Below are 22,475 nucleotides of genomic sequence, written 5' to 3' on the forward strand. Positions count from 1 at the left end.
GAAAACCTTCCGTCACAGGGTGAGGTAGTCGGCTTGATCAAGGTCTGTGAGCAAGTCCGGGCCGCTGGGCGCCCAGCCCAGCAGGTCGCGGGTGCGCGCGCTGGAAACGGCCATGTCGGCCCCGGCCATCGTCGCGAACCAACCAAAATGCTCACGCGGCCGGGATTGCACCGGCACACCCAGGCGGCGCCCGATGACCTCGGCGATGGCTTTGAACGGCACGGCCTCGTCCGCAACCGCGTGGTACACGGCTTGGCTGACGCCCTCCTCCAGCGCCAGGCGGTAGACCCGCGCCGCATCGGTGCGGTACACGCCCGACCAGCAATTCTCGCCGTCGCCGATATAGGCCGACACGCCCGTCTGCCGTGCCAGGCGAATCAAAATCGGCAGAAAACCATGGTCGCCTACCCCGTGCACCGACGGCGCCAGTCGCACGGTTGCCGCCCGTATGCCACGCTCGGCCAACAGGCGCGCGGCGGGTTCGGATTGGCGCGGGGCGCCAGCGTTCGGCACGTCACTCTCGAGCGCGCCGCGCGCCAGGCCAGACAAACCCGAGGTCACGATCAGCGGCGTATCCGAGCCTTTGAGCACACTTTCCAGCGCCTCGATCACGCGACGGTCCTGTGCGCAGTTTTCGATGAACCGTGTGAAGTCATGATTGAACGCGGTATGGATGACCGCATCTGCGCTCCAGGCCGCACGGCGCAAAACATCCAGGTCATCCAGGCAGCCGCGCAGCACTTTCGCGCCGGTGGCCGCCAGTGCCTGGGCCTTTTCATCGCTGCGGGCCAAACCGGTGACCCGGTAGCCGGCGCCGATCAGATCCTTGACCACTTCGCAGCCAACCCAGCCGGTGGCTCCCGTGACAAATACATGCATGAGGTGACTCCTGTTAGCGCAAGCGGATCGAGAGTTCGATGTCGTCGGCAAAGGGCACGGACAGGTAGCCGTTCGCAGGCTCGCGCACGTGCGCCAGGTAATGCGGGCAATAGTCGGTATTGTCGGCTATCACCAGCGCGCCGGGCCGCAGGTGTTTTTGCACCCGGTGCAGCACGTCGCCATACAGGCTCTTGGCGCCATCGAGCAGCAGCAGATCGACCGCTTCCGGCAGGTCTGTGGCCAACGTCACCAAGGCGTCGCCCTCACGGATTTCGATCAGGTCGCTGACGCCGCCCTGAATGAAATGCTCGCGTGCCAGGGCGATCTTCGAGGGCTCGAATTCACTGCCAATCAGCACGCCGCCACCGTTGTCGCGCAACGCGGCGGCCAGGAACAAGGTAGAAAGGCCAAACGACGTCCCAAACTCCACGATGGCCCGCGCCTTAGTGCTGCGCGCCAACAGGTACAACAAGGTGCCAGTGTCGCGAGAGACCGGCAGCCACAGGTCTTTGAGCATCGTGTAGAGCGCGAGGTAGTCGGTTTTGCTGTGCATCAGACGGTCGCGTTCTTCACGCGTAACGCTGTTGATGAGAGGGCTGGTGGCCGCATTGGCTTGTGCGTACAGGCGTTCGATCAAGGGCGCCATTGGCGCGGAGGTCAGGGTCGACATGATTGATTTCCGTGAGGTTGGGACTAAGATGCGACTAATTCGTCGCATTAAAAGTATGCGAGTGATTCGTCGCATTCGCTATTCGCGTTAGCCCCGCCGCTGGAGCCCTTGATGACAACCCGCCAGACCGCCCGTATTTCCTCACGCAAACAGCCACAACAGGCGCGTTCCACCGAGCTGGTGGCGGCGATCCTGCAAGCAGCTATTCAGGTTTTGGCCAAGGAAGGCGCCACGCGTTTCACCACCGCACGCGTGGCGGAAAAAGCCGGCGTGAGTGTCGGTTCGGTGTACCAGTACTTCCCCAACAAGGCGGCCATCCTGTTCCGACTGCAGAGCGATGAGTGGCAGCAGACCACGCAGATGCTGCGCGACATTCTGGATAAAACCGACGTTGCGCCGCTTGAGCGCCTGCGCACCCTGGTGCATGCGTTTATTCATTCCGAATGCGAGGAAGCGCAGATGCGCGTAGCGCTGAACGACGCCGCGCCGCTGTATCGCGATGCGCCCGAAGCCGTGGAAGTGCGCGCGGCAGGTCAGCGCGCCTTTGAGACGTTCATGCTTGAATTGCTACCCGATGTGCCTGCTGAACGCCGAGCACTGGCCTGCGATTTGATCCTGACCACGCTCAGCTCGGTGGGTAAGGATTTTTCCGGCAGCCCACGTACGGCGGCGGAAATAGCTGTTTACGCCGATGGAATGGCTGACATGTTTCGCGCCTATGTAAACGCACTGAATCTGCTGTAAAGCACTTATCTCCAGCAAAGGAATGCCCATGGACTTCTTCAAGAAGTTGTTCGGTATTGCCAAAAAACCTGACGCCGAAGCGGCCCTGTCCGCGCCGACTGAACCTGTTGAGCCGGTTGAAACAGCAGCAGATGCAGCCAATATCGCCGCGCGCCTTGCCAGCGGCGAATGCCTGGACCGTCACTGGCAGACCGTGGGTCGCGTGGAACAGGACGTGCTGACGTACATGATCAGCCCAAGCTTTATCGGCGGTCCTCATTGGCCCTCCACCCGCCAGGCGTACCGCGTGGTGCGCCGTGATGAATCCATCGTCCTTGCCACCGAAGGCCTGTCCGACCCCTTCGACGATGCAGAAGGGCTGGGCAATGGGTTTGAGATGGAATTGTTCCTGGAAACACCGGATATCCCCGACGACGCCCGTGGCGAGCCGGGTGATGTCGACCCTTTGCGTCGCAGTTGGGCGTTCGAGCTGCTCGAACACGTCGCCAAGACCGTGGCTAACGCGGGCGGCATTACCCACCAGTTGGACAATCACGGCGTACTGTCTTTGGAACTGCCAGGGTTCAGCCTGTCACATCAGATGAGCGATCAAGTGCCCACGCTGTTCGTCCCCGAAGACGACGCCGCCGGCGTGCTGCTCGGTGGGCCGGAACCAGACTTCCCTACCCGCCTTGAAGACATGCCGCTATCGCCGGTGCGACTGGTGCCGGTGGTGTTGATTACCGCGTCGGAGCTTGAGTATGTGCGTGCAGGTGGGCGTGCGGCTCGAGAGGACCTGGTGGCGCGTATGAACGCCGCCGGCGTAGGGCATACCAGCACCTTGTATCGCCAAAGCGTGGTATGAGGGGGCGTTGCGCCGCCGCGACGATTGTTTAACGAAGCCATAACTGAAGGTACACAAACGGCGATTTAAGGCACCTGCGCGTGGTGGGAGCATCGGCAACCATGATTTCGCTAATGCGTGTGTTCCCTCGCCACCTGCACCCTTGCTTTCCGAAGGCACGTGCGCGTCCCTGCGAAAACCCGCTGTTCAATATCATCCTGGCCTTCTGGGCGCTGTGGCATTGCCGTCATGCGCGTCCGCCCGACGCACGCCTCTGATCAAGTCGAAACGCCTCGCCGGCATTCATTTTTCAGAAGGATCATTCCATGACCGCAGCCATGCGCCCTGTCATCGGTGCTGCCCAGCGCAGCGCTTCGTATTACACCGCCAGCCTCAACGACGCTACCCAGTACCCGACCCTGCAAGGCCAGGTCAGCGTTGACGTGGTGATTATCGGCGGCGGCTTCACCGGCGTTGCCAGTGCCGTCGAGCTGGCTGAACGCGGGCTCAAGGTCGCGATTGTCGAAGCCAACCGGATCGGCTGGGGCGCCAGCGGGCGCAATGGTGGGCAAGTCACCGGCAGCCTGTCGGGCGATGAGGCCATGCGCGAGCAAATGCGCAACCGCCTGGGCACGCAGGTGGACGACTTCATCTGGCACCTGCGCTGGCGTGGTCACGAGATCATCGAGCAACGCGTGAATACGTACGCCATTGACTGCGACCTCAAGCACGGCCACTTGCACGCGGCGATGAAGCCCTCGCACCTGAGCGAACTGCGTGCTTTCCACGACCAGGCACAACGGCGCGGCATGGGCGATCAGGTCAGTCTGCTCGATCAGGCCGCTATGCGTGAGCATCTGGACAGCCCGTTGTACCTCGGTGCGCTGAAAAACACGCGCAACCTGCACGTGCATCCACTGAACCTGTGCCTGGGCGAAGCCCGCGCGGCGCACAGCCTGGGCGCGTTGATTTATGAGAATTCCGCGGTGCTGGAAATCGTGCATGGCGACCGGCCTGCCGTGATCACCGCCCTTGGCCGCATCGACGCGCGCCAGGTGCTGCTGGCCGGCGACGTGTACCACAGGCTCGAACCCAAACAGCTCAAGGGTAAAATCTTCCCGGCCATGGGCGGCATTGTCACGACCGCGCCGCTGGGCGCGCTGGCGCAGCAGATCAACCCACAGGACCTGGCGGTGTACGACTGCCGGTTCGTGCTCGACTACTACCGCCTGACGGGCGATGGGCGCTTGCTGTTCGGTGGCGGCGCAAACTATTCCGGGCGCGACTCACGCGACATTGCCGCAGAGCTGCGCCCATGCATCGAGCAAACGTTTCCCGCGCTGAGGGGGGTAGACATCGAGTTCCAGTGGAGTTGTGCGATGGGCATTGTGATCAATCGCATCCCGCAGTTGGGCAAGCTCTCAGAGCATGTCTGGTACTGCCAGGGCTACTCGGGGCATGGCATCGCCACCAGCCACATCATGGGCGAGATCATGGCCGAAGCGCTGACCGGCACGCTGGAAAAGTACGACACGTTTGCCGGCTGCAAACACATCAAGGTGCCGCTGGGCAATGTGTTCGGCAACCCGATGCTGGCGGTGGGCATGTGGTACTACCAGATGCTCGAGAAGCTGCGCTGACCCACTCAGGGTTGAGCGGGTTGCTTGCGGTACATGCCGGTGAAGAACGTGGCATTGTCTGGCGCCGAGTTGTGCTCGATCACCGCGAAATTTTTCACCAGTTGAATGTGGTACGGGCCGTTTGAAGGGGGTGCCAACGGCTCACGCACGATGATCAGGTTCTCGGTTTCCATTGGCCCCGTGTAGCCGCGCGGCATGCTGGAGTTTCCGCCGAACTCGGTGGGCGGGACTTCTTCCTGGGTGTAGGCGCTCAGCCGTACCCGCTCGCCGTTGCGCATTTTCCAGCGGGTAGAACGGGTCCAGCAACAATCGCGGTCCACTTGGGAGAGCAAAATGCCCTCTGAGGGACTGAGCGAGAACATGCCGCTGCTGGTCTCCCAGGCCAGCTTGGTCAAGGGCGCGTTGATTACCCAACGCTGGGTTTGCGGGTCTTGCAGGTAAACATCGAACATCGGTTTGTAGCGCTGGGTGGGATCGTTGCCATTGCGAATCGCCAGGTCCTGGCGGCCGTCCTGGTCGAAGTCGGCGAAATACAGCAGGCTGAACGGCCCAAGCAGCCAATTGTCGGTCTTGCCATGTTGGTCCACCGGCACATTGGCGGCCGGCGAGTGCAACTAGGGGCCGTTTCAGGCGCCCTTACTGGGCGATACCCACCACGTCATTGCACACCGGCTACCGGCTTCAAAGCCGTGGGCGTACTCGTCGGCCAGGAGATCTGCCAGGCGCTTGTCCCCTTCCGGCTGGAAACCCAGGCGGCTGTAAAACGGCGCGTTCCACGGCACATGCTTGAACGTCGTCAGTGTCACCGCACGCAGTGGATAGGAACGCGCACAGTCCATCGCCGTTTCCACCAGTTTGCGCCCCCATCCCTGGCCTTGTATGGATTGCGCGACGGACACTTCATGAATATGCAAAGCATCGCCCTGGCGTTCTGCGCTGAGGAAACCCTGTGGCTGGGCGTCAGCATCGACGACCACCCAACAGGTCGATAGTCCGATCAGTTGGCGATGGCGTTCAACGCTCATCGTGGGGGTGTCTGCCAGCCAGCTCAAGCCATCGATATGACGGAATACGTGAGCGGCGCTCAGCTCAACGCTGGGCAATAGCGGCGCGTCATCGGCAAGCGCCGGGCGAATGTGTACAGGCATGAGTTCTCAGGTCCGTGGCTGGCAGGTGAATCAGGGCTGTTTGCGGTACATGCCCGTGAAGTAGTCCGGGCTGTCCGGCGCCGAGTTATGCTCGATCACCGCGAAGTTTTTCACCAGTTGGATGTGGTACGGGCCAACGCGCTGCGAGGCCAGCGGCTCGCGCACGATGATCAGGTTTTCGGTTTCCATCGGCACCGTATAGTGCGCCGTCGCGATCGCCTTGGCGCTCGCGGTGTCTTTCAGGGTGAGGGTGATTTCTGCCAGTTCCCTGCCCTGGGCATCGCGCTCGGGCAGGATTTTCAGGTCGAGGTCGCCGTCGCGGTCCAGGAAGTCACTGCGCATCTGGTAGTGGCCGCTGCGCTGGTCACGCGCGACTTCGTCGAGTTTGGTGTAGTCCGGTTCCTGGTACTCATCGTGCAATTGGATCGCCAATTCGCGGTTGTCGCCCCTGGCGCCGCTGACCCAGGTGCCGCCATAGTCTGTGGAGATCCGCCAGATGCCGGTTTGATGGCCGTCGTCGGTGTATTCATGCAGGTTGAGAAAAGGCTCACCGTCATAGTCTGCTCTCGAACCAATCAATTTGATCGGCGCACCGCTGCCACTCTTGCTGTATCGCAACTCACCAATCACCACCGCGCCCTGGTCCTGGTACCAGATTTCGACCGGGATCTTGCCGTTGAGCGTGCCGACCAACCGGCGTGCATCTTCGTTGACGGGGCCTTCCAGCCTCGGGGTTTCAGCCATTGGCCGGCCTTCCATTCGCCAGTGGTACGCAGCATATAGCCGCGGGGCATGCTGGAGTTCTGGCCAAATTCGGTGGGCGGGACCTCTTCCTGTGTATACGAACTCAGCTGCACCAACTGACCGTCGCGCATTTGCCACTGCGCCGAGCGCGTCCAGCAGCAACCACGATCTGTTTGCGAATGGATAACGCCGTCCTGCGCGTTGACCGAAAACATCCCGCCGGAGGTTGCATTAGCCAACTCGGTCAGCGGCTCATTCAGCACCCATTGGGTTTTCTGCGGGTCTTGCAGGTACACATCGTAGTTGTACTGGAAACCTTCATCGGCGCCGTTGCCATTGCGGATCGCCAGGTCCTGGCGGCCATCAGCGTTGATGTCGGCGAAGTACAGCAAGCCGTACTGCCCAACCAAATGATCCGGGTCGGTTTTGCCGTTGCGCAGCGGTACGTTTCCGGCCGGGGTCTGCAACTGCTGGAGGACTTCGAGGGTGTTTTTGTCGCGCACGGTGATCAGTGCCGGTGCCGGTTGACCCAGCGCTTCGGGCACTTCGGGGAATAGCACTTCGACCAGGTAGTTACCGCTGGGGTCGTTGACCGAGAACGAGCGTGGTTCGGCCATGACCGGCAACGCGAGGGTCATGGAAAGGATCACACCGCAACGTAGCGCGCGCATCCAGAGCATCCTTGCTGAAATGGGGGGCCGCAGTGTAAAGGCAAACAGCGACGGGTTCGAACAAATCCCTGTTGGCGTGCCTGCAATCGCTGGTATGTTCGCTCCAGATCAGCAAAAGGATGTGCCATGGAACCGTTAGCGACAAACGCAGCATTGGTAATCATCGACATGCAACAGGGCATGAACCATCCCAAGCTTGGGCGCCGCAACAATCCAGAGGCTGAGTTGCACATGCAGCAGCTTCTGGGCGCCTGGCGGCAGTCGCAACGCCCGGTCGTGCATGTCCGGCATATGTCGCGCACGCCTGGCTCGGTGTTTTGGCCAGGCCAGCCGGGCTGTGAATTCCAGGAAGCGCTGGCGCCGCTCACGCATGAGCAGGTGCTGGAGAAAAACGTGCCGGATGCGTTCGCGGTCACCGGCCTGGAGCGCTGGCTGCAGATACGCGCGATCAGGCAGTTGGTGATCGTCGGCGTGATCACCAACAACTCCGTCGAGTCTACGGCGCGGTCCGCCGGCAACCTGGGTTTTGACGTGATCGTGGCGGCAGACGCTTGCTATACGTTTGATCAAACCGACCTGTCGGGGCGGCTCTGGCCTGCCGAGGATGTGCATGCGCTGTCGCTGAGTAACCTGGCGATGGACTACGCCCGGGTCATGGACACACTCGATATCCTTGCCGCGGCTTAAGCGGCAAAAATGCCCGCGTTGACCAGCATTTCAATCAGTCCCTGGGGCCATACCGTGTCCTCGGTCGATCGCAACGCCTGAGCGGACCACCAGCGATGGTCCGCCATCACCTGCGTCTCTTGCGGCGTCCACTCTGCCCTGGAAAGCGCCTCGCTCGCGACGTGAACGATAAAGTAGTGCTCAATCGCCAATACCGTTTCACCGCTGGGCAGCATCAATTCGAAGCTGCTTTGTGCCACAGGCGCTTCAACAGTGCTGAGCACAATGCCTGTCTCTTCGCGCAGTTCGCGCAGAGCTGCCGCGTGGAAGGTTTCGCCCTCCTCGACGCCGCCGCCGGGCGTGGCCCAGTAATCCCTACCGGCCAGGGCGCCGCCTTTATGCACAAACCTGAACAGCAGCACTTCATCCGCCGGGTTTATAACCAACAATCGTGACGCCTTACGCTCGCGCATTCGCTTTATTCCTTGCTTGAAATCGGGTGCTGATGGGCTTGCAGATAGGCCCGTAACAGCAGTGTGGTCTGCTGCTCAAGTCCTGCTTCGAACGCGGGCGATGCATTGCCTTCGAGCAGGGTCCGTACCGGGCCGACGATAGCGCTCAGGGAAATCCCGGCGGTCAGGATCGGGTCTTCAAAATGCGCATCCGGCGCCGTCTCCAGCATGGCGGCGATCACCGCCACCATGCGCGTGTTGATGCGCGCGACCAATTCGGTACCGCCCCGCTCGCCCGCAATGGCATACAACGCCTTGGAAACGCCCTGGTCGCGCAACTTGGCGGTGACCAACGCGCTGACCAGGCCGCACGCCATTTCCGCCACCGGCCTGCCTTGGTGCCGGTCGCACGCCAACTCAACCGCTTCGGCCACCCACTCGAGGTGTTTTTGCAGTACGGCGGCAAGCAGCGCGTCGCGGTTGGGGTAGTACTGGTAGAGACTGCCCACCGACATGCCAGCGCGCTCAGCCACTCGGGTGGTGGTGCAGCGGATCAAGCCCTGCTGGGTCAAAACCTGAAGCGTTGCGGTGTGCAGTGCCTCGACGGTGGCGACTGAGCGCGCCTGAACCGCTGATTTTCTTGGCTTTAAGGTGGCTTTGACGGTGCTCATGGAATGCGAATTCCAAAATCTGAAGGATCCTTCATATTAGAGCCTTACTCAGATGAAGCAAGGGTGATGGCTATGACGGGCTTGGCAAACAGCGGCACCTTCACATTGGGCGACCGCCAGGTAAACCGCATCGGTTACGGCGCGATGCAATTGGCAGGCCCCGGCGTATTCGGCCCGCCCAAGGATCGAGCGGCCGCGCTGGCCGTACTGCGCGAGGCCGTCGAAGCCGGCGTGAACCACATCGACACCAGCGACTTCTACGGGCCGCATATCACCAATCAGCTGATTCGCGAGGCGCTGCACCCTTACCGCGATGACCTCACCCTCGTCACCAAGATCGGTGCCCGCCGTGACAGCGAAGGTGGCTGGCATGCCGCGCCTTCGAGGGAAGCGCTGATACAGGCCGTGCATGACAACCTGCGCAACCTGGGCCTGGATGTACTGGACGTGGTCAATTTCCGCGCGTCCCACAACCTGATGGGCCCCGGCGAAGGCTCGAACGAAGCGCCATTGACTGCGCTGGCAGAACTGCAACAGCAAGGCCTGGTGCGCCATATCGGCATCAGCAACGTGACGCCGACGCAGGTGGCCGAGGCGCGCAACATCGTCAAGTTCGTGTGCGTGCAGAACCTGTACAACATCGCGCATCAGCACGATAACGCCCTGATCGACGAGCTGGCACAGCAAGGCATTGCCTACGTGCCGTTCTTCCCGCTGGGCGGTTTCACACCGGTGCAGTCATCGACACTGACGCGTGTTGCACAGCGGCTGGGCGTGACGCCCAAGCAGCTGGCGCTGGCGTGGCTGCTGCATCGCTCACCGAACATTTTGCTGATTCCCGGCACCTCGTCGGTGGCGCACTTGCATGAAAACCTGGCGGTGGGCGAACTGGTATTGACCGATGAGACTGTCGCTGAGCTGAATGCCATCGCACACTGAACCACCCGCTATGTGGGCATCCCGTCATCGAGCCGGCGTGCCCTTTCGCCAAGTCTTTCGACCAGCCTGACCAAATAACCGTCCGGGTCCTGCACGAGAAACTCACGCTGCCCGACCTCGACCTCACCGGCCCTGTACCAGACATCCTCGCAGGGTTTGAACACGGGATACGCCACAGCATCGAGCCGCTCAATGAGCGGACCAACCGCCGCCACATGAATCTGCAGATTCATGCCGCGCCCCAGCGGCAGGTCCAATGCCGCCGTTTGCCACTGATTGGCGCGCGGGTCGATTTGCTCGAGCATCACCTGCGCGCCGTTGAGGTCAAGGTAGGCAAAGCCTTCTTCCAAACGCTGGTAAGCCACCGTGAAGCCAACCCATGACACCCAGAATTCGAGGCTGGCATTCAGGTCAGTGACCATCAATTCCGGGACCAGCTTATTTCTTTGCATCATCATCCTGCGTCCAGTGTGGAGGTCAGCAATTGCGCGAGCTTCTTGCGCAGGTCACCGTGCTGCTCTTCAGCGTAAGGCGGTGCCGTTTTCCAGTCGTAGAACCATGCGGGCATCGTGCGCTTGTCGTCCGGCTCGGTGGCGTAGCGAGGGAAAATATGGCTGTGCAACTGCGGCTCCGAGTTTCCCAGAATCTCGTAATTAATGCGCAACGCACCGGTGGCGGCCAACAGGGCATCGCCCATGCGCGCCATGTCGAGCAGGTAGGCAGCGCGGGCGTTGGCGTCCAGGTCATTGAGGCTGGCGACCACGGGATCGGGCAGCAGCAGGCAGTAACCGGGCAAAAACTGTACGTCGCCCATGACCGCCCAACCCGAGGCCATGCGGCAGATAACCTTGTCGTTGGCACCCTTGCGGGCCAGTTCTACGCGGTGTGAAATCAGCGGCATGCATTGTCCTTAATGACGCAGGCAAGAAAGTGACAGGCTATGTGAATCGGGCGCATCCATGCAAACATAGGCCGGGCTGACGCTGTTAGCCCAGCAACCGAACGGGTGCACGCCCTGCCGACTGACGAGTGACTCCGATAAACATTGCAGCGCAGCCAACGTGGAATAGCCCGATGCGAATGACCTGTCTGCATACCGCTTCCAGCAATATCAAGGTCTTCGATGCCGCCGCAGACAAGCTGGGGATCGCGCCCAACGTTCTGCATCATGAAGTGCGCGCAGACCTGCTCGCCGCCGCCGAACAGGCCGGTGGCCTGACCGTGGACATTGCCAACGCAACCGCCTCGGCACTGCGCCTGCTCGCGCTTGAGGCCGACGCCGTGGTGCTCACCTGCTCGACCTTGGGCCCGGTGGTCGACGGGCTTTCACCAGGCACAGCCATTTTACGTACTGACCAGGCACTGGCCTTCGCGGCGGTTCAGGCAGGCGGCAACATCGCCGTCCTGTGCGCCGTGGAAACGACACTGGAACCCACCGCTCGCCTGTTCCGGCAGGCCGCGCAACTCACCCGCGCGTCGGTGGATGTGCAATGGGTGCCAGGCGCGTGGGCGCTGTTTAAGGCAGGCGATCTGGACGGCTACCTGGCCGTCATCGCGGACGCGGCCAATCGCGCCTATACGAACGGCGCGTCCACCGTTGCACTGGCCCAAGCCTCCATGAGTGGCGCCGCCGCGCGGGTAACCGCAGGGCCGCCGCCCCTCACCAGCCCGACGGCAGGCCTGAGTGCCGCCCTGCAAATCCTCCTCAAGGGTCGATGACGGGCGGCAGTTAGCAGGCCTTTTCCGGCAGCACCGGCGATAGCCCGACCTGCAACAAGTAAGCCTCCAGCGATTGGATGCTGCTCGACGAAACAATCGCGCCGACATAGCCATCGGGACGCACCAGCACCCACTCGCCAGGCGCCAGTTCGTAAGCGTCTTGAAACTGCCCTTGCTCATCGATTACCTCACCGTGTGCATCGATGAGGTGGATATGCAGCCCCGCCCGAGGCGACACCAAACCGGGTGCAACGCCGTATCCCAACAGCGTCCAATGCGCGCCCTTGAACAGATCAAACAGGCGCAGTGATTGCCCGCCGGCACCACGCAGTCGCGCATCCGGCGCACGGTTGCCGACGCGTTCGGCGTGCCCCAGCGCGAGTGACGATTGCGGGTAACCGAGGTCGAGTTGATGCACGTCCCTGCCCCGGCGCATGTCGCCGCGTTGCATGCCCTGGAGCAACTGGGTCGACAAGCCCAGCACCGAAGCAGCTATCGGGCGCCGCTCTTGTTCGTAAGTGTCGAGCAGCGTTTCAGGTGCACCGTTGGCCACCGCCGCCAGTTTCCAGCCCAGGTTGTAGGCATCCTGCACGCTGGTGTTGAGCCCTTGACCGCCGGTGGGTGGATGAATGTGCGCAGCGTCGCCGACCAAAAATACCTGGCCGACGCGGTAGTGATCGGCCAAGCGGGCATTCATGCTGTAGGCCGACGCCCAGGACACGGCGTGCACCTGGATGTCATCGCGCCCGGTGCGTTTTGCGATGAATGCCGTCAGCCCCTGGGCGCTGAGGTCGACCTGAGCCTCGAGCGCAATTGGCGCCTGAATCTGGAACAGCTCGGTGCCGGCCAGAGGGCACACGGCGACCTGCCGTAGCAGGTCGCCTTCACCGAAGCGGTGCCAGCAGTCCCGCGTAAGCCCCGACAACTGCACATCGGCGACCAGCGCACGCACGCCCAGCGTCTTACCCGCAAACCCGATTTCAAGGGCGTGACGCACAAAACTGCGGCCGCCGTCGGCGCCCACCAACCAGCGCGCACGCACTGATTGCGTGCCTGCCGCGCTGGCCAGTTGTACGCTGACGCCCTCGTCATCCTGTTCGAATGCCACCAGCTCGCAGCCAAACTCCGGCCGATGACCGAGCTCGAGCAAGCGTTCGCGCATCACGCGTTCGGTCAGAAATTGCGGCACCATCAACGGTTGTTGATACGGCTCGGCCGCCGTCGAGGCGTTGCGCTCGATGGAATCGGCCTCGGTGTAGCTGCCATCGTCGCGGTAGCGCCGCTCAGTCGGATAGACTCCACCCACGGCGAACAGGCGATCCAGAATCCCGAGGTCTTCGAAAACTTCCTGTGACCGCGGCTGGATGCCCTTGCCACGCGAGCCGTGAAAAGGCTCGGCGTTTTTCTCGACCAGGCGGAACGTGATACCCCGTCGCGCCAAGTCGATCGCCAGGGTCAGACCGGCCGCGCCGGCACCGCAAATCACTACATCGACAGCGCATCGCTCGTTCATACGGATCACCTATATGTGCAATACGCACATATTAAGACGGAGAGACACAGTGTCAACAAAAAGCGTGCAAAACGCACATATGAGCGCACAACTGCGTGACTTGCACGGCTCGCTCGTGGAGATCGTTGGGGTGATGAACCGCCCGCAGCGTGACGAAGCCATGGTGCGCGAGGCCGGGATTTCCCTGGACCGCGCGTTGTTTCCGCTGCTGGTGCTGGTTGAGCGGCTGGGCCCGATTGGCGTGGTCGAACTGGCCGACCGCGTGGGCCGCGACTACACCACCGTGAGCCGCCAAGTGGCAAAACTGGAAAGCCTTGGCCTGATCCTGCGCCAGGAAAGTGCCGTGGACCGGCGTGTACGCGAGTCAGTCATCACCGAAAAGGGCAAGGCGATGACCGACCGCGTGGATGACGCCCGCGAGCGCATGGGTGTGTCGATCTTCTCGACCTGGGAGGAAGGCGATTTCGAAAACCTGGTACGCCTGATGCGCAAATTCGCCGAGGACATCAAGGACGATTCGATACGGGCAACCAAAGGTCTACGCTGACAACCCTCGGGCAAGGGTCACCAGGGTAACGTCACGCCGTGCCGATCCGTGAACGTCAGGCCGGGCACACCGGCGTGCCCTTCCACGGTGTCCACCACCCGCGGGATGCTTTCGCCGATCTCGAGCAGCGCACCGGGGCCGCCCATTTGCGTGCGCACCCAGCCGGGCGCGACCAGCAGATAGGCCAGGGAGTCGCCCTGATGGCGGCTATAAAAGGTCTTCATCAACATATTCAAGGCGGCCTTGCTGGCGCTGTACAACTCCCATTGGCCGCGGTTGCCTGCAACGCTGCCGAGTTCCGATGACATCACTGCCACGACGCCGTTGCGCTCGACATTGCCATGAAACAGCTCGACCGCGCGCATCGGGCTCAACGCATTGGTGAGCAGCATGTCGACAAAGTCCTGTTCGTCGACCTGCAGCGTGTTCAACTCATTGGCTTTGCAGATGCCCGCATTGATAAACAGCGTGTTCAGGCGATAGGCCGCCAACCGGCCCTGCAGCGCACGCACCGACGCCAGGTCGGCGATGTCGACGTGCTCAAGGGTCAATTGCTTGGGGTAACAAATCTTCAGGTTCTCCAACGGCGCGCAATCGCTGCGGTACGTAGCAATGACGTGGTGACCGCGTGCGCAATATTCTTCGGCGAGGGCCAGGCCGAGCCCACGTGAAGCGCCGAGGATCAAACAGGTTTTGTGGCTCATGACAACGTTCCTTCACACTTGGCTGACAGGCCGGCAGTGAAACATCGCGCTTGGCGCGCCTTCAATATCCCGACCGTCATGGGGCAAGTGCTGCCACGTCATCAATCGAATGAGCATGTTCTGCCGCTCGCACCCCCAGAACAAACACTATTTTTGTTGTACACAAAATACTGCTAAAGATTTACCACCTCCGAGCCGAAACAAGCACCTGCAGATTTCCGCCGCCGCCGAGGAGCAACACAGCGTCGCCGAAGAGATCAACCGGCACATCCAGCAGATCTATGACGAGGCGCGACTGGTCGAAAGCCTGGCCCATTCAGCCCAGGACGATTCGGGGCGATTGGCAGGTTTGTCGGATGAGCTGAACGCCTTGGTGGGACGCTTCAAGTCCTAAAGCCTGCGACTTTGGAAGTCTGCAATCTGCTGCCACATCGCCGCCGGATTGGAATACATCGGAAAGTGCCCGCACTGGGCAATCGGCGCCAGGCGCACGCCATTGGCCTGGATGTGCGGCAAGTAGGACAGCGTGGCGTTCTGCTCGCCGTACATGAACATCGTCGGGCACGGCAGCCCGAGGAACTTGTCCATCAGGTCGGCGTGGTCAGACAGCTCGACCATCGACGCGAAGATCCCGCGCACTGCGCCGGCTCGGACTTTATGGCGCAGGCTCGCCGAATACAGCGCGCTGGCATACGCCGGTGCCTGGCGCGTGCGGTCGATGAAAGCGCTGAAAAACGCATCGGGATCATCGGCCGGGAAATCGACGATTTGCCGGCTGAGGAAACAATCCTCGGGGGCGATATTGCCTTCGATGTCGGTGAAGCTCAGTACCCGCTCCGGAAAACGATGCGCAAGCAGCAATGCGGTCAAACCGCCCATCGAGTGGCCCACCAGATGGAAGCGCTCGACATTGAAATGCTCCAGCACCTGCAAAGCCGTCTCCAGCAGGAAGGGAATGCAAATCTTCGACAGATCGGCGCACTCGCTTTCACCGCAACCGGGCGCGTCAAAAGCGACAACGGCATGCCCGTCGAACGCTGGCTGCAGGACGATATCGGCGTAGTCTTCCTTGGTCGAACCAAACCCATGCAAAAACACAATGGGCGCGCGCGTGCCACTGCGATACAGCGCAGCGATGCTCAACGCAACGCCGTCTACCGTCAGCGGCACAGCGGTGTGGACAAACGACATGGTGGGCACTCCTTGAACAGACAGGCGGCGCATTTCAAGGCTTTCCCGGCCTTATGTAAATGACGGATAACAGAACAGACTCATACGCCAATCGTATGAGCCTGCAAGTGCGCGATCACCTTCGTGACCAATGGATTGGGCCGTTCGCTATTCCACGCCACCGCCGTCGTCACCACGTTGAGCTTTTGTGTCAACGCGCGCAGCACCACATTGGCCGGTGCAAGTTTCTTCAGGGACGCCGGCACCAGGGCGATGCCCTGGCCACAGCTGACGAACGCGATTTGCGATGCCACGGAACGCACCTCATGCAGCACGCGCGGCGAAAACCCGCTGGCGCGACACGTGGCGATCAGGTTGTCGAAATACACCGGGCTGACCCTGCGCGAGAACATCACCAGTGGCTCGCTGGCCAGGCTCGACAGACTGATGCGAGTGCGCGCTGCCAGCGGGTGGTCGCTGGGCAAGGCCACCATCAGGCGATCCTCGAGCAATGGCAGCGACTGGATCGCGGGGCCCAGGTCGCCGTCGAGCCGCGCAAAGGCCAGGTCGATATCCCCCGCCTCCAGAGCGGGCACGGCCTCGACACTGTCAATCTCGCGCACCGACACGGTGAGGTGCGGGTAGTGCTGTTTGAGTTGGTTGATCAACCCCGGCAACACATCAAACATCGCCGTGGAAATCGCGCCAATGGTGAGCAGGCCAGACTGCCCCGCCACCGCCTCCTCGACCGCCAGCTCCAGGCGTTCCAACTGCTCGGCGAACTTGCGCACCGCCGGCAGGATCGCCGCGCCCACCGGCGTGAGTTTGGCGCCGCGCCGCGAGCGTTCGAACAAGGTGACCTTGAGCGCCTGTTCCAGCACCTGGATCTGCTCGCTCAACGGCGGTTGCGACATGCCCAGGCGCTTGGCGGCACGGCCGAAATTCTGTTCTTCGGCAACGGCGAGGAACAGCCAGAGGTGGCGAATCAGGCGAAAGTTGATCATAGGCTCGGCGTATGCAAAGTGAAGTTGAGCGCCAATATACCTATCTAAACCTGCTCTGAAACCATCCAGCTGACAAAGGCCTGCAGGCGCGCGGAAAACGCCGCGCATTCGGCACTCGGGTTGCGCGCTTCAAACAGGAAGTAGGCGATCTGGACACGCATCGACGGGTAATACTGCACGAACAACGCCACGTGCTCTTCAAGGGTTTGCGGCCAGCCCGACGCATCTGCCGCGCGCAGAATGTGCGTCGACCGAATCAACTTGCGCGCCGCTTCGCGTTGCAGGCAAAGCCGCTCGGGTGGCGAGCTGGCGTGTTCAATGCGTGTGAGGTAACCGCTCAACACCGGCTCGAAGTCAGCATTGAGCGCCATGGCGATGTCACGTGAGGGCCGAAACGGCTCGAAGCGCAGCGACAGATCATCGCCCCACACGCAACGACAATGGTGCTTGAGCCAGAAGCCCCAGCGGTTGCGGTTCTCGGGCGCCAGCACCTCGGCGCGGTGGCCGATGTCGAAGTCGATCTTGCTCACCACCTCGTGGCGTTGCTCCAGGGCCTGGCGCAGCTGTTCCAGCGCCTCAAGCACGTGCGCATCCGGCGGATCAGTCAGCACCAGCGTCACATCAAGGTCGGACTCGCCTGGGCTGGCATCGCCCCTCGCCACACTGCCGTAGAGGTAAAGGCTGTGCAAACCCAGCCCTGCGCCTGCCAGAGACTCGCGCACATCGGCCAGCAGCGGTTGGAATTGAGCTTGAATGGGCGCATCGGCAATGATCAGCACACAACCATTGGCATCGACACCTTGAGGCGCGCTCATGGGCGATGCACCTCAATCACCAGGCCTTCCGACTCACTGGGCACACAGAAATGGCGCGTGATCAGGTCGAACTCGGCATCCGTGGCGGCAAAATCATGCTCACCCTGAGCATTGCGCGCATGCAAGCGAGCGCGGCAGGTGGCGTCATCCAGTTCCAGGTAATGCAGGCGGTGCGGCGCTTGAGCCGCGTGTGCCAGGCCCAGCAACCATTCACGGTTGGCCAGCGTGTTCGCCGGAAAATCGAGCACCACATTGATGCCTGATTGCAGCAGATTGATCACCAACGGCCCCACCACCGCGCGAACACGCTGGGCGCAGCGCAGGTAATCGGCAATCGACACAATCTCACCCGGATAGAGCTGCGCCAGCCACTGGTCTTCGCTGAGCACAAAGGCCGCGTGTTCGGCGGCCAGGGCTTGAGCCAGGGTGGATTTGCCGGAGGCAATCTTGCCGCACAACAGATGCAGGGTTGGCATGGAACGGTTCCTTATGTCGGGCCACCCAGCATGCCATTTTTTCACGCCGAACGACGCTGCCAATACTCATAAAATGCCAGCGCCGCGACGTTCTTGTCTTTGGCTTCCAGCATGATGTCGAAGCGCTCGAGAAACTGCAGCGCGTAGTCATTGGTCCAGCGGTTCCACATTTGCGCGCTGTGGGCGTAAAGATCGCGTTTGGCGACCACCTTCAGCAGCGCGCCCATTTCCAGCTTGTGCTCGGCGTCAAACCCCAGCGCTTGCAGGCTTTCCTGGGGCTGGGAGTAATGCATCGTCGGGCGTACGCCGCGCCAGCTCTCGATGACGCGGGCAACCCGCGGTGAATCGGGGTCGATGTATTCGTCTTCGTTGATCCAGCAGTGATGAATGTCCAGCACCACCGGTGCCAGGTCGGCGACTTGCAGACAGTGGTCCAGGCCGTAGGTTTTTTCGTCGTTTTCAAAGGTGATGCAGTTACGCGCCACCTCGGACAAGCGTGACCACACCGCGCGGGTGCCTTCAACGCCCAAGCGGCCGGCGATGTGGACGTTGCACTTGAGGTCCTGAAAGCGGCGGCCGTAGCCCATCATGCGGATCATGTCGGCGTGGTATTCGAACTCGGCCACGCTGTTTTCCACCACGCCGGGGTTGTCCGAGCCCAGCACGCAATATTGCCCAGGGTGAAAGGACAACCGGATATCCGAGGCGCGAGCCAGGTCGCCGATGGCGGCGAACCCCTCGCTCAACTGACGCACAAGGGCCGGGTCTTTGTAGACATCCGCCACTTTCGGATGGCTGTAGAACGGCAGCAGGTCACTGCTCAAGCGCAGCATGCGCAGCGTCGCAGGCAACTCGGCGACGTACGCCAGCAGGCGCAATTGCGCTGCGAGGTTGTGGGTCACCACCTCGACCAATTTGCTGCGGGCGACCTGAGGTTCGACGCTCTCCATCCAGCGCAAAGTGGTGGTACGCGGGTTGTAGGGGCCTTCGATTAACTTGAGCGCACTGGCTGACGGCAGGCGTTCAGGGTGCTTGTACTGGCAGGCAAAGCCGATGCGAGGATGGGTCATGGAAAGGCCAGGTAATGAGTGAGCGTGAGGACAACAGAATGTTAGGCGCATGGCACCGCCAGGGGTTCATTCAACCCGCGTCCTGCGTGAATCAAGTTGAATCCCGGTTTCGCCTGGCGGTCACCTATAAGGAACGATAACGCAATGGAGGTGATGATGAACCTTGCAATGACACTCTGCAGCCTGTTTGCCGGCTGGATGGCAATTGTGTTTTCCATGACGTGGGGCCTGTTGCGCGTCCTGCGCTGGCACCATGCTTAGCACTCCCGACGGGCGCTACTTTGTGATCAAGGGTCAGCTGTGGCGCTGCACCAACCCCGAGCTGGATGAAGCCACGCGACAGCGCTGGGTCAACGCTTTGATGGACGCGCGCCGCGCCGTCAAGTCGGCCAAGGCCAACGGCGACGCCGGCCAATTGCGCGCGGCTCGCCAGCAGGTGCAGCAGGCCAAGGTCGCACTCGGTGAGCGTGGCCCGGTGTGGTGGCGTGATGGCAGCCCGGACTACAACCGTTACCGGGTGGCCAATACGCCGTATGCGGCGTGGTTTGAAAAACATCTCGACACGAAGCCCCACTGAACTTTCTTACAAATGCCAGGCTCCTTTCCTATGCGAAGTCACCGTGCCCTGATCCCAGGGTGCTGAACGATAAGGAGCCGCCACCGCATGACTACCCTCCCCGCCTATCCCACCGTCAGACCTGGCCCGCTGCACTCGATCTTGCTGGCCGGCGCCGTGCCATTGTTTTTGGGTGCCTTGCTCAGTGACATTGCCTACGGCCAGACCTACCAGATCCAGTGGGCCAACTTTGCGTCCTGGCTGATCGCCGGCGCGCTGGTGTTCAGTGGCTTTGCGCTGTTGTTTGCGCTGGTCAACCTGCTGCGCGCCGAACGCAAGGCCGGGCGCCCCGCGGCTTATTTCCTGCTGCTGTTGGCGACGTGGGTGCTGGGGCTGGTCAACGCCTTTCAGCACGCCAAGGACGCCTACGCGATGATGCCCGGCGGCCTGATCCTGTCGGTGATCGTCACGGTGCTGGCCATCGCCGCAACGTGGATCGGCCTGACTAACCTGCGCTCGGGAGTTGCCCAATGAAACCATTCCACACCCTGAGCGTATTGAGCGCCGCCCTGTTGCTGACCGCCTGTGGTGGCGAAGGCGACAAAACCCAGGCCCGCGGCCCCGACCCGAAATTGCCCGAGCAACAAAGCAGTCTGTTGCCGAGCATGAAAATTGCCGAGCCCGCGCCCTGGGGCGAGCAGAAACCCAAGGTGCCCGAGGGCTACAGCGTTACCGCCATTGCCACCGACCTGGCTATCCCGCGCCAGACCCTGGTGCTGCCCAACGGCGACATCCTCGTCGCCGAAGGCCGTGGCGGCAGCGCGGCCAAGCTCAAGCCCAAGGACGTGATCGCCAGTGTGATCAAGGCCGAGGGCAACACCAAGGTCAAGGGCGGCAACCGCCTGACGCTGCTGCGCGACGCCGACGGTGACGGCACCTATGAATTGAAAACGGTATTTGCCGAAAACCTCAACGCGCCTTATGGCCTGGCCTACGCAGACGGCAAACTCTACGTCGCCAACCAGGACGCGCTGGTGCGTTTTGACTACGCCGACGGCCAGACCAAAGCCAGTGGCCCGCCGACCACAATCACCGACCTGCCGGCGCAGATCAACCATCACTGGACCAAGTCCCTGGCGGTGAGTGAGGACGGGCGCCAGCTGTACGTGGGCATCGGCTCCAACAGCAACATCACCGAGCGCGGCATGGAAGTCGAAATCGACCGGGCGATGGTCTGGCAAATCGATGCCGCCACCGGCGCGCACAAACCCTACGCCACCGGCATTCGCAACCCGACCGCGCTCACGATTCAACCCGGCTCCGGGCAATTGTGGGCGGTGGCCAACGAGCGCGATGAACTCGGCCCGGACTTGGTGCCCGACTACCTGACCTCGGTGCGTGAAGGCGCCTTCTATGGCTGGCCCTACAGCTACTGGGGCCAGAACGTCGACCCGCGCGCGCAACCGCAGAACCCGGCGAAAGTCGCCGCCGCCATCAAGCCTGATTACAGCCTGGGCTCCCACGTTGCAGCGTTGGGTGTGGACTTTTCCAGCCCTGCGATGGGTGAGAAATTCGCCGACGGTGCGTTTGTCGGCGAGCACGGCAGCTGGAACCGCGATAACCCGGTGGGCTACAAGGTGATCTTCGTGCCCTTCAGCAATGGCAAGCCGGCGGGTGAACCGATTGATTTTGCCACCGGCTTTCGTGGCGATGACGGCAAGACACGTGGGCGCCCAGTGGGTGTGACGGTGGACCCCAAAGGTGCGCTGATCATCGCCGACGACCTGGCCAATACCATTTGGCGCGTAACACGTAATCGCTAGCCCGTGCATGACAGGGGCGATTCGCCCCTGTCAGCCCTCACCGTGCAATTGCATTTCAAGCCAGGCCAGCAGCGCCGCAACTTCGCTGCGCGGGCCTGCGCCTTGCTGCCTGTAGACCGAAATCGCCTCGGGTAGCTGCACACTCTCGGCGCAGGGTCTTACCAGCGCCCCACTTTCAATCAAACGGCTGGCGGTGCGACGCCAGCCCATGGCGATACCGTGCCCTTCCACGGCGGCCTGCAACATCAACGGGTAGCTATCGAAGGTGGCGCCACGCGCATCCGCGGCCAATACCTGACCAAATGCCTGCAACCACTCGTCCCACTCCATCAAATGCGGTGGCGCGGCGCTGTGGTGCAAAAACGTATGGGCGTGCAATTCGGTGAGTGGCAAGGGGTGTTCAGCGTTCAGGTACGCAGGACTGCAGACCGGAAATACCTCGTCAGAGGCGGTGAGCATCAACGGGTGGGCGCCACTGGGGCGTCGGGTACTTTGCAGGGCCACGTCGAAGTGGTCCTTGAACTCCGTGAGGGGCCGGGTCGAGGTCACCACCTGGATTTCGATGTGCGGGTATTGCTGGTGAAACGTCGACAGACGTGGCATCAGCCAATAAAACGCCTCGCAGAGCTGGCAGAGCAGCACCACACGACGCTGGGCCGTGGACGCGCGCAAACCCGCAGCGCCGTCACTGATACTGTGCAGCGCCTGGCTGACCACCTGGCCCAATTCACGCCCTTCCTGGGTCAGGAAAACCGCACGATTACGTCGATAAAACAGCTTCACCCCGAGGTTGTCTTCCAGCCCACGAATTTGCCGGCTGACCGCCGCCTGAGTGATGTGCAGCTCATCCGCCGCCCTGGAGAAACTCTCCAGGCGGGCTGCCGCTTCAAACGGTAGCAGGCTGGCGAGCGGCGGCAGGTTTTTACCAAGCGTATTCATAATCTGAGGTTATGCATCCGGGGCCGAGAACTCGTTTGTAGCACAGCCCGGCGGGTGTGCACCATTCATCCATGACTTCACGGATGCCTCGG

General features: G+C 61.9%; 28 protein-coding genes and 1 pseudogene. 11 read left to right on the top strand and 18 right to left on the bottom strand.

All coding sequences use genetic code 11. The features are described from left to right. Positions 1-12: 12 nt before the first annotated feature. Positions 13-879: an SDR family oxidoreductase gene (locus C4J83_RS16520; RefSeq protein ID WP_124417640.1), complete on the bottom strand. Its 867-nt coding sequence runs from the start codon at positions 877-879 to the stop codon at positions 13-15. 13 nt (positions 880-892) lie between these two features. After that, on the bottom strand, positions 893-1,549 hold the full coding sequence (locus C4J83_RS16525; RefSeq protein WP_119740077.1) for an O-methyltransferase: 657 nt from the start codon (positions 1,547-1,549) through the stop codon (positions 893-895). Positions 1,550-1,660: 111 nt separating this feature from the next. Between C4J83_RS16525 and C4J83_RS16530 the strand changes: the two genes are divergently transcribed. The 3 genes from C4J83_RS16530 to C4J83_RS16540 all read left to right on the top strand — a co-directional run bounded on the left by C4J83_RS16530 (position 1,661) and on the right by C4J83_RS16540 (position 4,756). Beyond that, the gene (locus tag C4J83_RS16530; RefSeq protein ID WP_124417641.1) at positions 1,661-2,293 is read left to right on the top strand and encodes a TetR/AcrR family transcriptional regulator; all 633 of its coding nucleotides are present in this window, start codon (positions 1,661-1,663) and stop codon (positions 2,291-2,293) included. Positions 2,294-2,321: 28 nt separating this feature from the next. Continuing rightward, positions 2,322-3,137, top strand: coding sequence for a suppressor of fused domain protein (locus C4J83_RS16535; protein ID WP_124417642.1), 816 nt, complete (start codon positions 2,322-2,324; stop codon positions 3,135-3,137). 305 nt (positions 3,138-3,442) lie between these two features. After that, positions 3,443-4,756 carry an NAD(P)/FAD-dependent oxidoreductase gene (locus tag C4J83_RS16540; protein ID WP_124417643.1) on the top strand — a complete coding sequence of 438 codons (1,314 nt, stop codon included), beginning with the start codon at positions 3,443-3,445 and terminating at the stop codon, positions 4,754-4,756. 5 nt (positions 4,757-4,761) lie between these two features. On the opposite strand, the gene C4J83_RS16545 is transcribed toward C4J83_RS16540, so the two are convergent. The 4 genes from C4J83_RS16545 to C4J83_RS30785 are packed head-to-tail and all read right to left on the bottom strand — an operon-like array spanning position 4,762 to position 7,319. Further along, positions 4,762-5,370, bottom strand: a complete 609-nt coding sequence (locus tag C4J83_RS16545) for an XAC2610-related protein (protein WP_124417644.1) — start codon at positions 5,368-5,370, stop codon at positions 4,762-4,764. A gap of 12 nt (positions 5,371-5,382) precedes the next feature. Then, the gene (locus tag C4J83_RS16550) at positions 5,383-5,904 is read right to left on the bottom strand and encodes a GNAT family N-acetyltransferase (protein WP_124417645.1); all 522 of its coding nucleotides are present in this window, start codon (positions 5,902-5,904) and stop codon (positions 5,383-5,385) included. A 30-nt stretch (positions 5,905-5,934) separates the two neighbouring features. Then, a complete protein-coding gene (locus tag C4J83_RS30780) occupies positions 5,935-6,648 on the bottom strand; it encodes a hypothetical protein (RefSeq protein ID WP_256660604.1) in 714 nt (237 codons plus the stop codon). Next, the gene (locus tag C4J83_RS30785) at positions 6,531-7,319 is read right to left on the bottom strand and encodes an XAC2610-related protein (RefSeq protein ID WP_256660605.1); all 789 of its coding nucleotides are present in this window, start codon (positions 7,317-7,319) and stop codon (positions 6,531-6,533) included. The genes C4J83_RS30780 and C4J83_RS30785 overlap by 118 nt, the downstream gene beginning before the upstream one ends. A gap of 126 nt (positions 7,320-7,445) precedes the next feature. Here C4J83_RS30785 and C4J83_RS16560 point away from each other — a divergent pair, with 126 nt between their 5' ends. After that, a complete protein-coding gene (locus C4J83_RS16560; protein ID WP_119740063.1) occupies positions 7,446-8,006 on the top strand; it encodes a cysteine hydrolase family protein in 561 nt (186 codons plus the stop codon). Here the strand turns inward: C4J83_RS16560 and C4J83_RS16565 are convergent. Together C4J83_RS16565 and C4J83_RS16570 are read right to left on the bottom strand one after the other, a co-directional pair. Then, the gene (locus C4J83_RS16565; RefSeq protein ID WP_124417646.1) at positions 8,003-8,458 is read right to left on the bottom strand and encodes an NUDIX hydrolase; all 456 of its coding nucleotides are present in this window, start codon (positions 8,456-8,458) and stop codon (positions 8,003-8,005) included. The two genes, C4J83_RS16560 and C4J83_RS16565, sit on opposite strands and share 4 nt — an antisense overlap. A gap of 5 nt (positions 8,459-8,463) precedes the next feature. Continuing rightward, positions 8,464-9,108: a TetR/AcrR family transcriptional regulator gene (locus C4J83_RS16570; protein WP_124417647.1), complete on the bottom strand. Its 645-nt coding sequence runs from the start codon at positions 9,106-9,108 to the stop codon at positions 8,464-8,466. Positions 9,109-9,180: 72 nt separating this feature from the next. Between C4J83_RS16570 and C4J83_RS16575 the strand changes: the two genes are divergently transcribed. Continuing rightward, entirely contained in the window at positions 9,181-10,047 is an 867-nt protein-coding gene (locus C4J83_RS16575) for an aldo/keto reductase family oxidoreductase (RefSeq protein ID WP_124417648.1), read from the top strand. A gap of 8 nt (positions 10,048-10,055) precedes the next feature. On the opposite strand, the gene C4J83_RS16580 is transcribed toward C4J83_RS16575, so the two are convergent. Then, on the bottom strand, positions 10,056-10,502 hold the full coding sequence (locus C4J83_RS16580; protein WP_124418883.1) for a bleomycin resistance protein: 447 nt from the start codon (positions 10,500-10,502) through the stop codon (positions 10,056-10,058). Next, positions 10,502-10,948, bottom strand: coding sequence for an HIT family protein (locus C4J83_RS16585; protein ID WP_124417649.1), 447 nt, complete (start codon positions 10,946-10,948; stop codon positions 10,502-10,504). The genes C4J83_RS16580 and C4J83_RS16585 overlap by 1 nt, the downstream gene beginning before the upstream one ends. A 173-nt stretch (positions 10,949-11,121) precedes the next feature. Here C4J83_RS16585 and C4J83_RS16590 point away from each other — a divergent pair, with 173 nt between their 5' ends. Beyond that, positions 11,122-11,766, top strand: a complete 645-nt coding sequence (locus C4J83_RS16590; RefSeq protein ID WP_106579017.1) for an aspartate/glutamate racemase family protein — start codon at positions 11,122-11,124, stop codon at positions 11,764-11,766. Between the two features lie 10 nt (positions 11,767-11,776). On the opposite strand, the gene C4J83_RS16595 is transcribed toward C4J83_RS16590, so the two are convergent. Beyond that, a complete protein-coding gene (locus C4J83_RS16595) occupies positions 11,777-13,279 on the bottom strand; it encodes an FAD-dependent oxidoreductase (protein ID WP_124417650.1) in 1,503 nt (500 codons plus the stop codon). A 79-nt stretch (positions 13,280-13,358) separates the two neighbouring features. Here C4J83_RS16595 and C4J83_RS16600 point away from each other — a divergent pair, with 79 nt between their 5' ends. Then, positions 13,359-13,826 (top strand): MarR family winged helix-turn-helix transcriptional regulator, encoded by a 468-nt coding sequence (locus C4J83_RS16600; RefSeq protein WP_145161118.1) that lies wholly within the window; start codon positions 13,359-13,361, stop codon positions 13,824-13,826. Between the two features lie 17 nt (positions 13,827-13,843). On the opposite strand, the gene C4J83_RS16605 is transcribed toward C4J83_RS16600, so the two are convergent. Further along, positions 13,844-14,530, bottom strand: a complete 687-nt coding sequence (locus C4J83_RS16605) for an SDR family NAD(P)-dependent oxidoreductase (protein ID WP_124417651.1) — start codon at positions 14,528-14,530, stop codon at positions 13,844-13,846. Positions 14,531-14,726: 196 nt separating this feature from the next. Here C4J83_RS16605 and C4J83_RS16610 point away from each other — a divergent pair. Then, positions 14,727-14,924, top strand: a pseudogene (locus C4J83_RS16610) (methyl-accepting chemotaxis protein); the annotation flags it as partial. Here C4J83_RS16610 and C4J83_RS16615 read toward each other — a convergent pair. The 5 genes from C4J83_RS16615 to uvsE form a co-directional block, all read right to left on the bottom strand. Further along, positions 14,921-15,721, bottom strand: coding sequence for an alpha/beta fold hydrolase (locus tag C4J83_RS16615; RefSeq protein WP_124417652.1), 801 nt, complete (start codon positions 15,719-15,721; stop codon positions 14,921-14,923). The pseudogene C4J83_RS16610 and the gene C4J83_RS16615 sit on opposite strands and share 4 nt — an antisense overlap. A gap of 80 nt (positions 15,722-15,801) precedes the next feature. Beyond that, on the bottom strand, positions 15,802-16,704 hold the full coding sequence (locus tag C4J83_RS16620; protein WP_124417653.1) for a LysR family transcriptional regulator: 903 nt from the start codon (positions 16,702-16,704) through the stop codon (positions 15,802-15,804). Between the two features lie 44 nt (positions 16,705-16,748). Beyond that, positions 16,749-17,519, bottom strand: a complete 771-nt coding sequence (locus C4J83_RS16625; RefSeq protein ID WP_124417654.1) for a nucleotidyltransferase domain-containing protein — start codon at positions 17,517-17,519, stop codon at positions 16,749-16,751. Beyond that, positions 17,516-17,995 (bottom strand): P-loop nucleotide/nucleoside kinase family protein, encoded by a 480-nt coding sequence (locus C4J83_RS16630; RefSeq protein WP_119740046.1) that lies wholly within the window; start codon positions 17,993-17,995, stop codon positions 17,516-17,518. The genes C4J83_RS16625 and C4J83_RS16630 overlap by 4 nt, the downstream gene beginning before the upstream one ends. A 41-nt stretch (positions 17,996-18,036) precedes the next feature. Then, complete coding sequence (gene uvsE / locus C4J83_RS16635; protein WP_119740044.1) at positions 18,037-19,065, bottom strand: UV DNA damage repair endonuclease UvsE; 1,029 nt, start codon at positions 19,063-19,065, stop codon at positions 18,037-18,039. A gap of 253 nt (positions 19,066-19,318) precedes the next feature. On the opposite strand from uvsE, the gene C4J83_RS16640 reads away from it, so the two are divergent. From C4J83_RS16640 to C4J83_RS16650, 3 genes are all read left to right on the top strand, one after another. Continuing rightward, complete coding sequence (locus C4J83_RS16640; RefSeq protein ID WP_124417655.1) at positions 19,319-19,642, top strand: hypothetical protein; 324 nt, start codon at positions 19,319-19,321, stop codon at positions 19,640-19,642. A gap of 87 nt (positions 19,643-19,729) precedes the next feature. After that, a complete protein-coding gene (locus C4J83_RS16645; protein ID WP_106579007.1) occupies positions 19,730-20,155 on the top strand; it encodes a DUF2231 domain-containing protein in 426 nt (141 codons plus the stop codon). Continuing rightward, positions 20,152-21,444, top strand: a complete 1,293-nt coding sequence (locus C4J83_RS16650) for a PQQ-dependent sugar dehydrogenase (RefSeq protein ID WP_124417656.1) — start codon at positions 20,152-20,154, stop codon at positions 21,442-21,444. Before C4J83_RS16645 ends, C4J83_RS16650 begins: the two co-directional genes overlap by 4 nt. 30 nt (positions 21,445-21,474) lie before the next feature. On the opposite strand, the gene C4J83_RS16655 is transcribed toward C4J83_RS16650, so the two are convergent. Continuing rightward, on the bottom strand, positions 21,475-22,383 hold the full coding sequence (locus C4J83_RS16655) for a LysR substrate-binding domain-containing protein (RefSeq protein WP_124417657.1): 909 nt from the start codon (positions 22,381-22,383) through the stop codon (positions 21,475-21,477). Positions 22,384-22,475 lie beyond the last annotated feature (92 nt).

Source organism: Pseudomonas sp. LBUM920 (assembly GCF_003852315.1).
In the GTDB taxonomy this organism is placed as follows: Bacteria; Pseudomonadota; Gammaproteobacteria; order Pseudomonadales; family Pseudomonadaceae; genus Aquipseudomonas.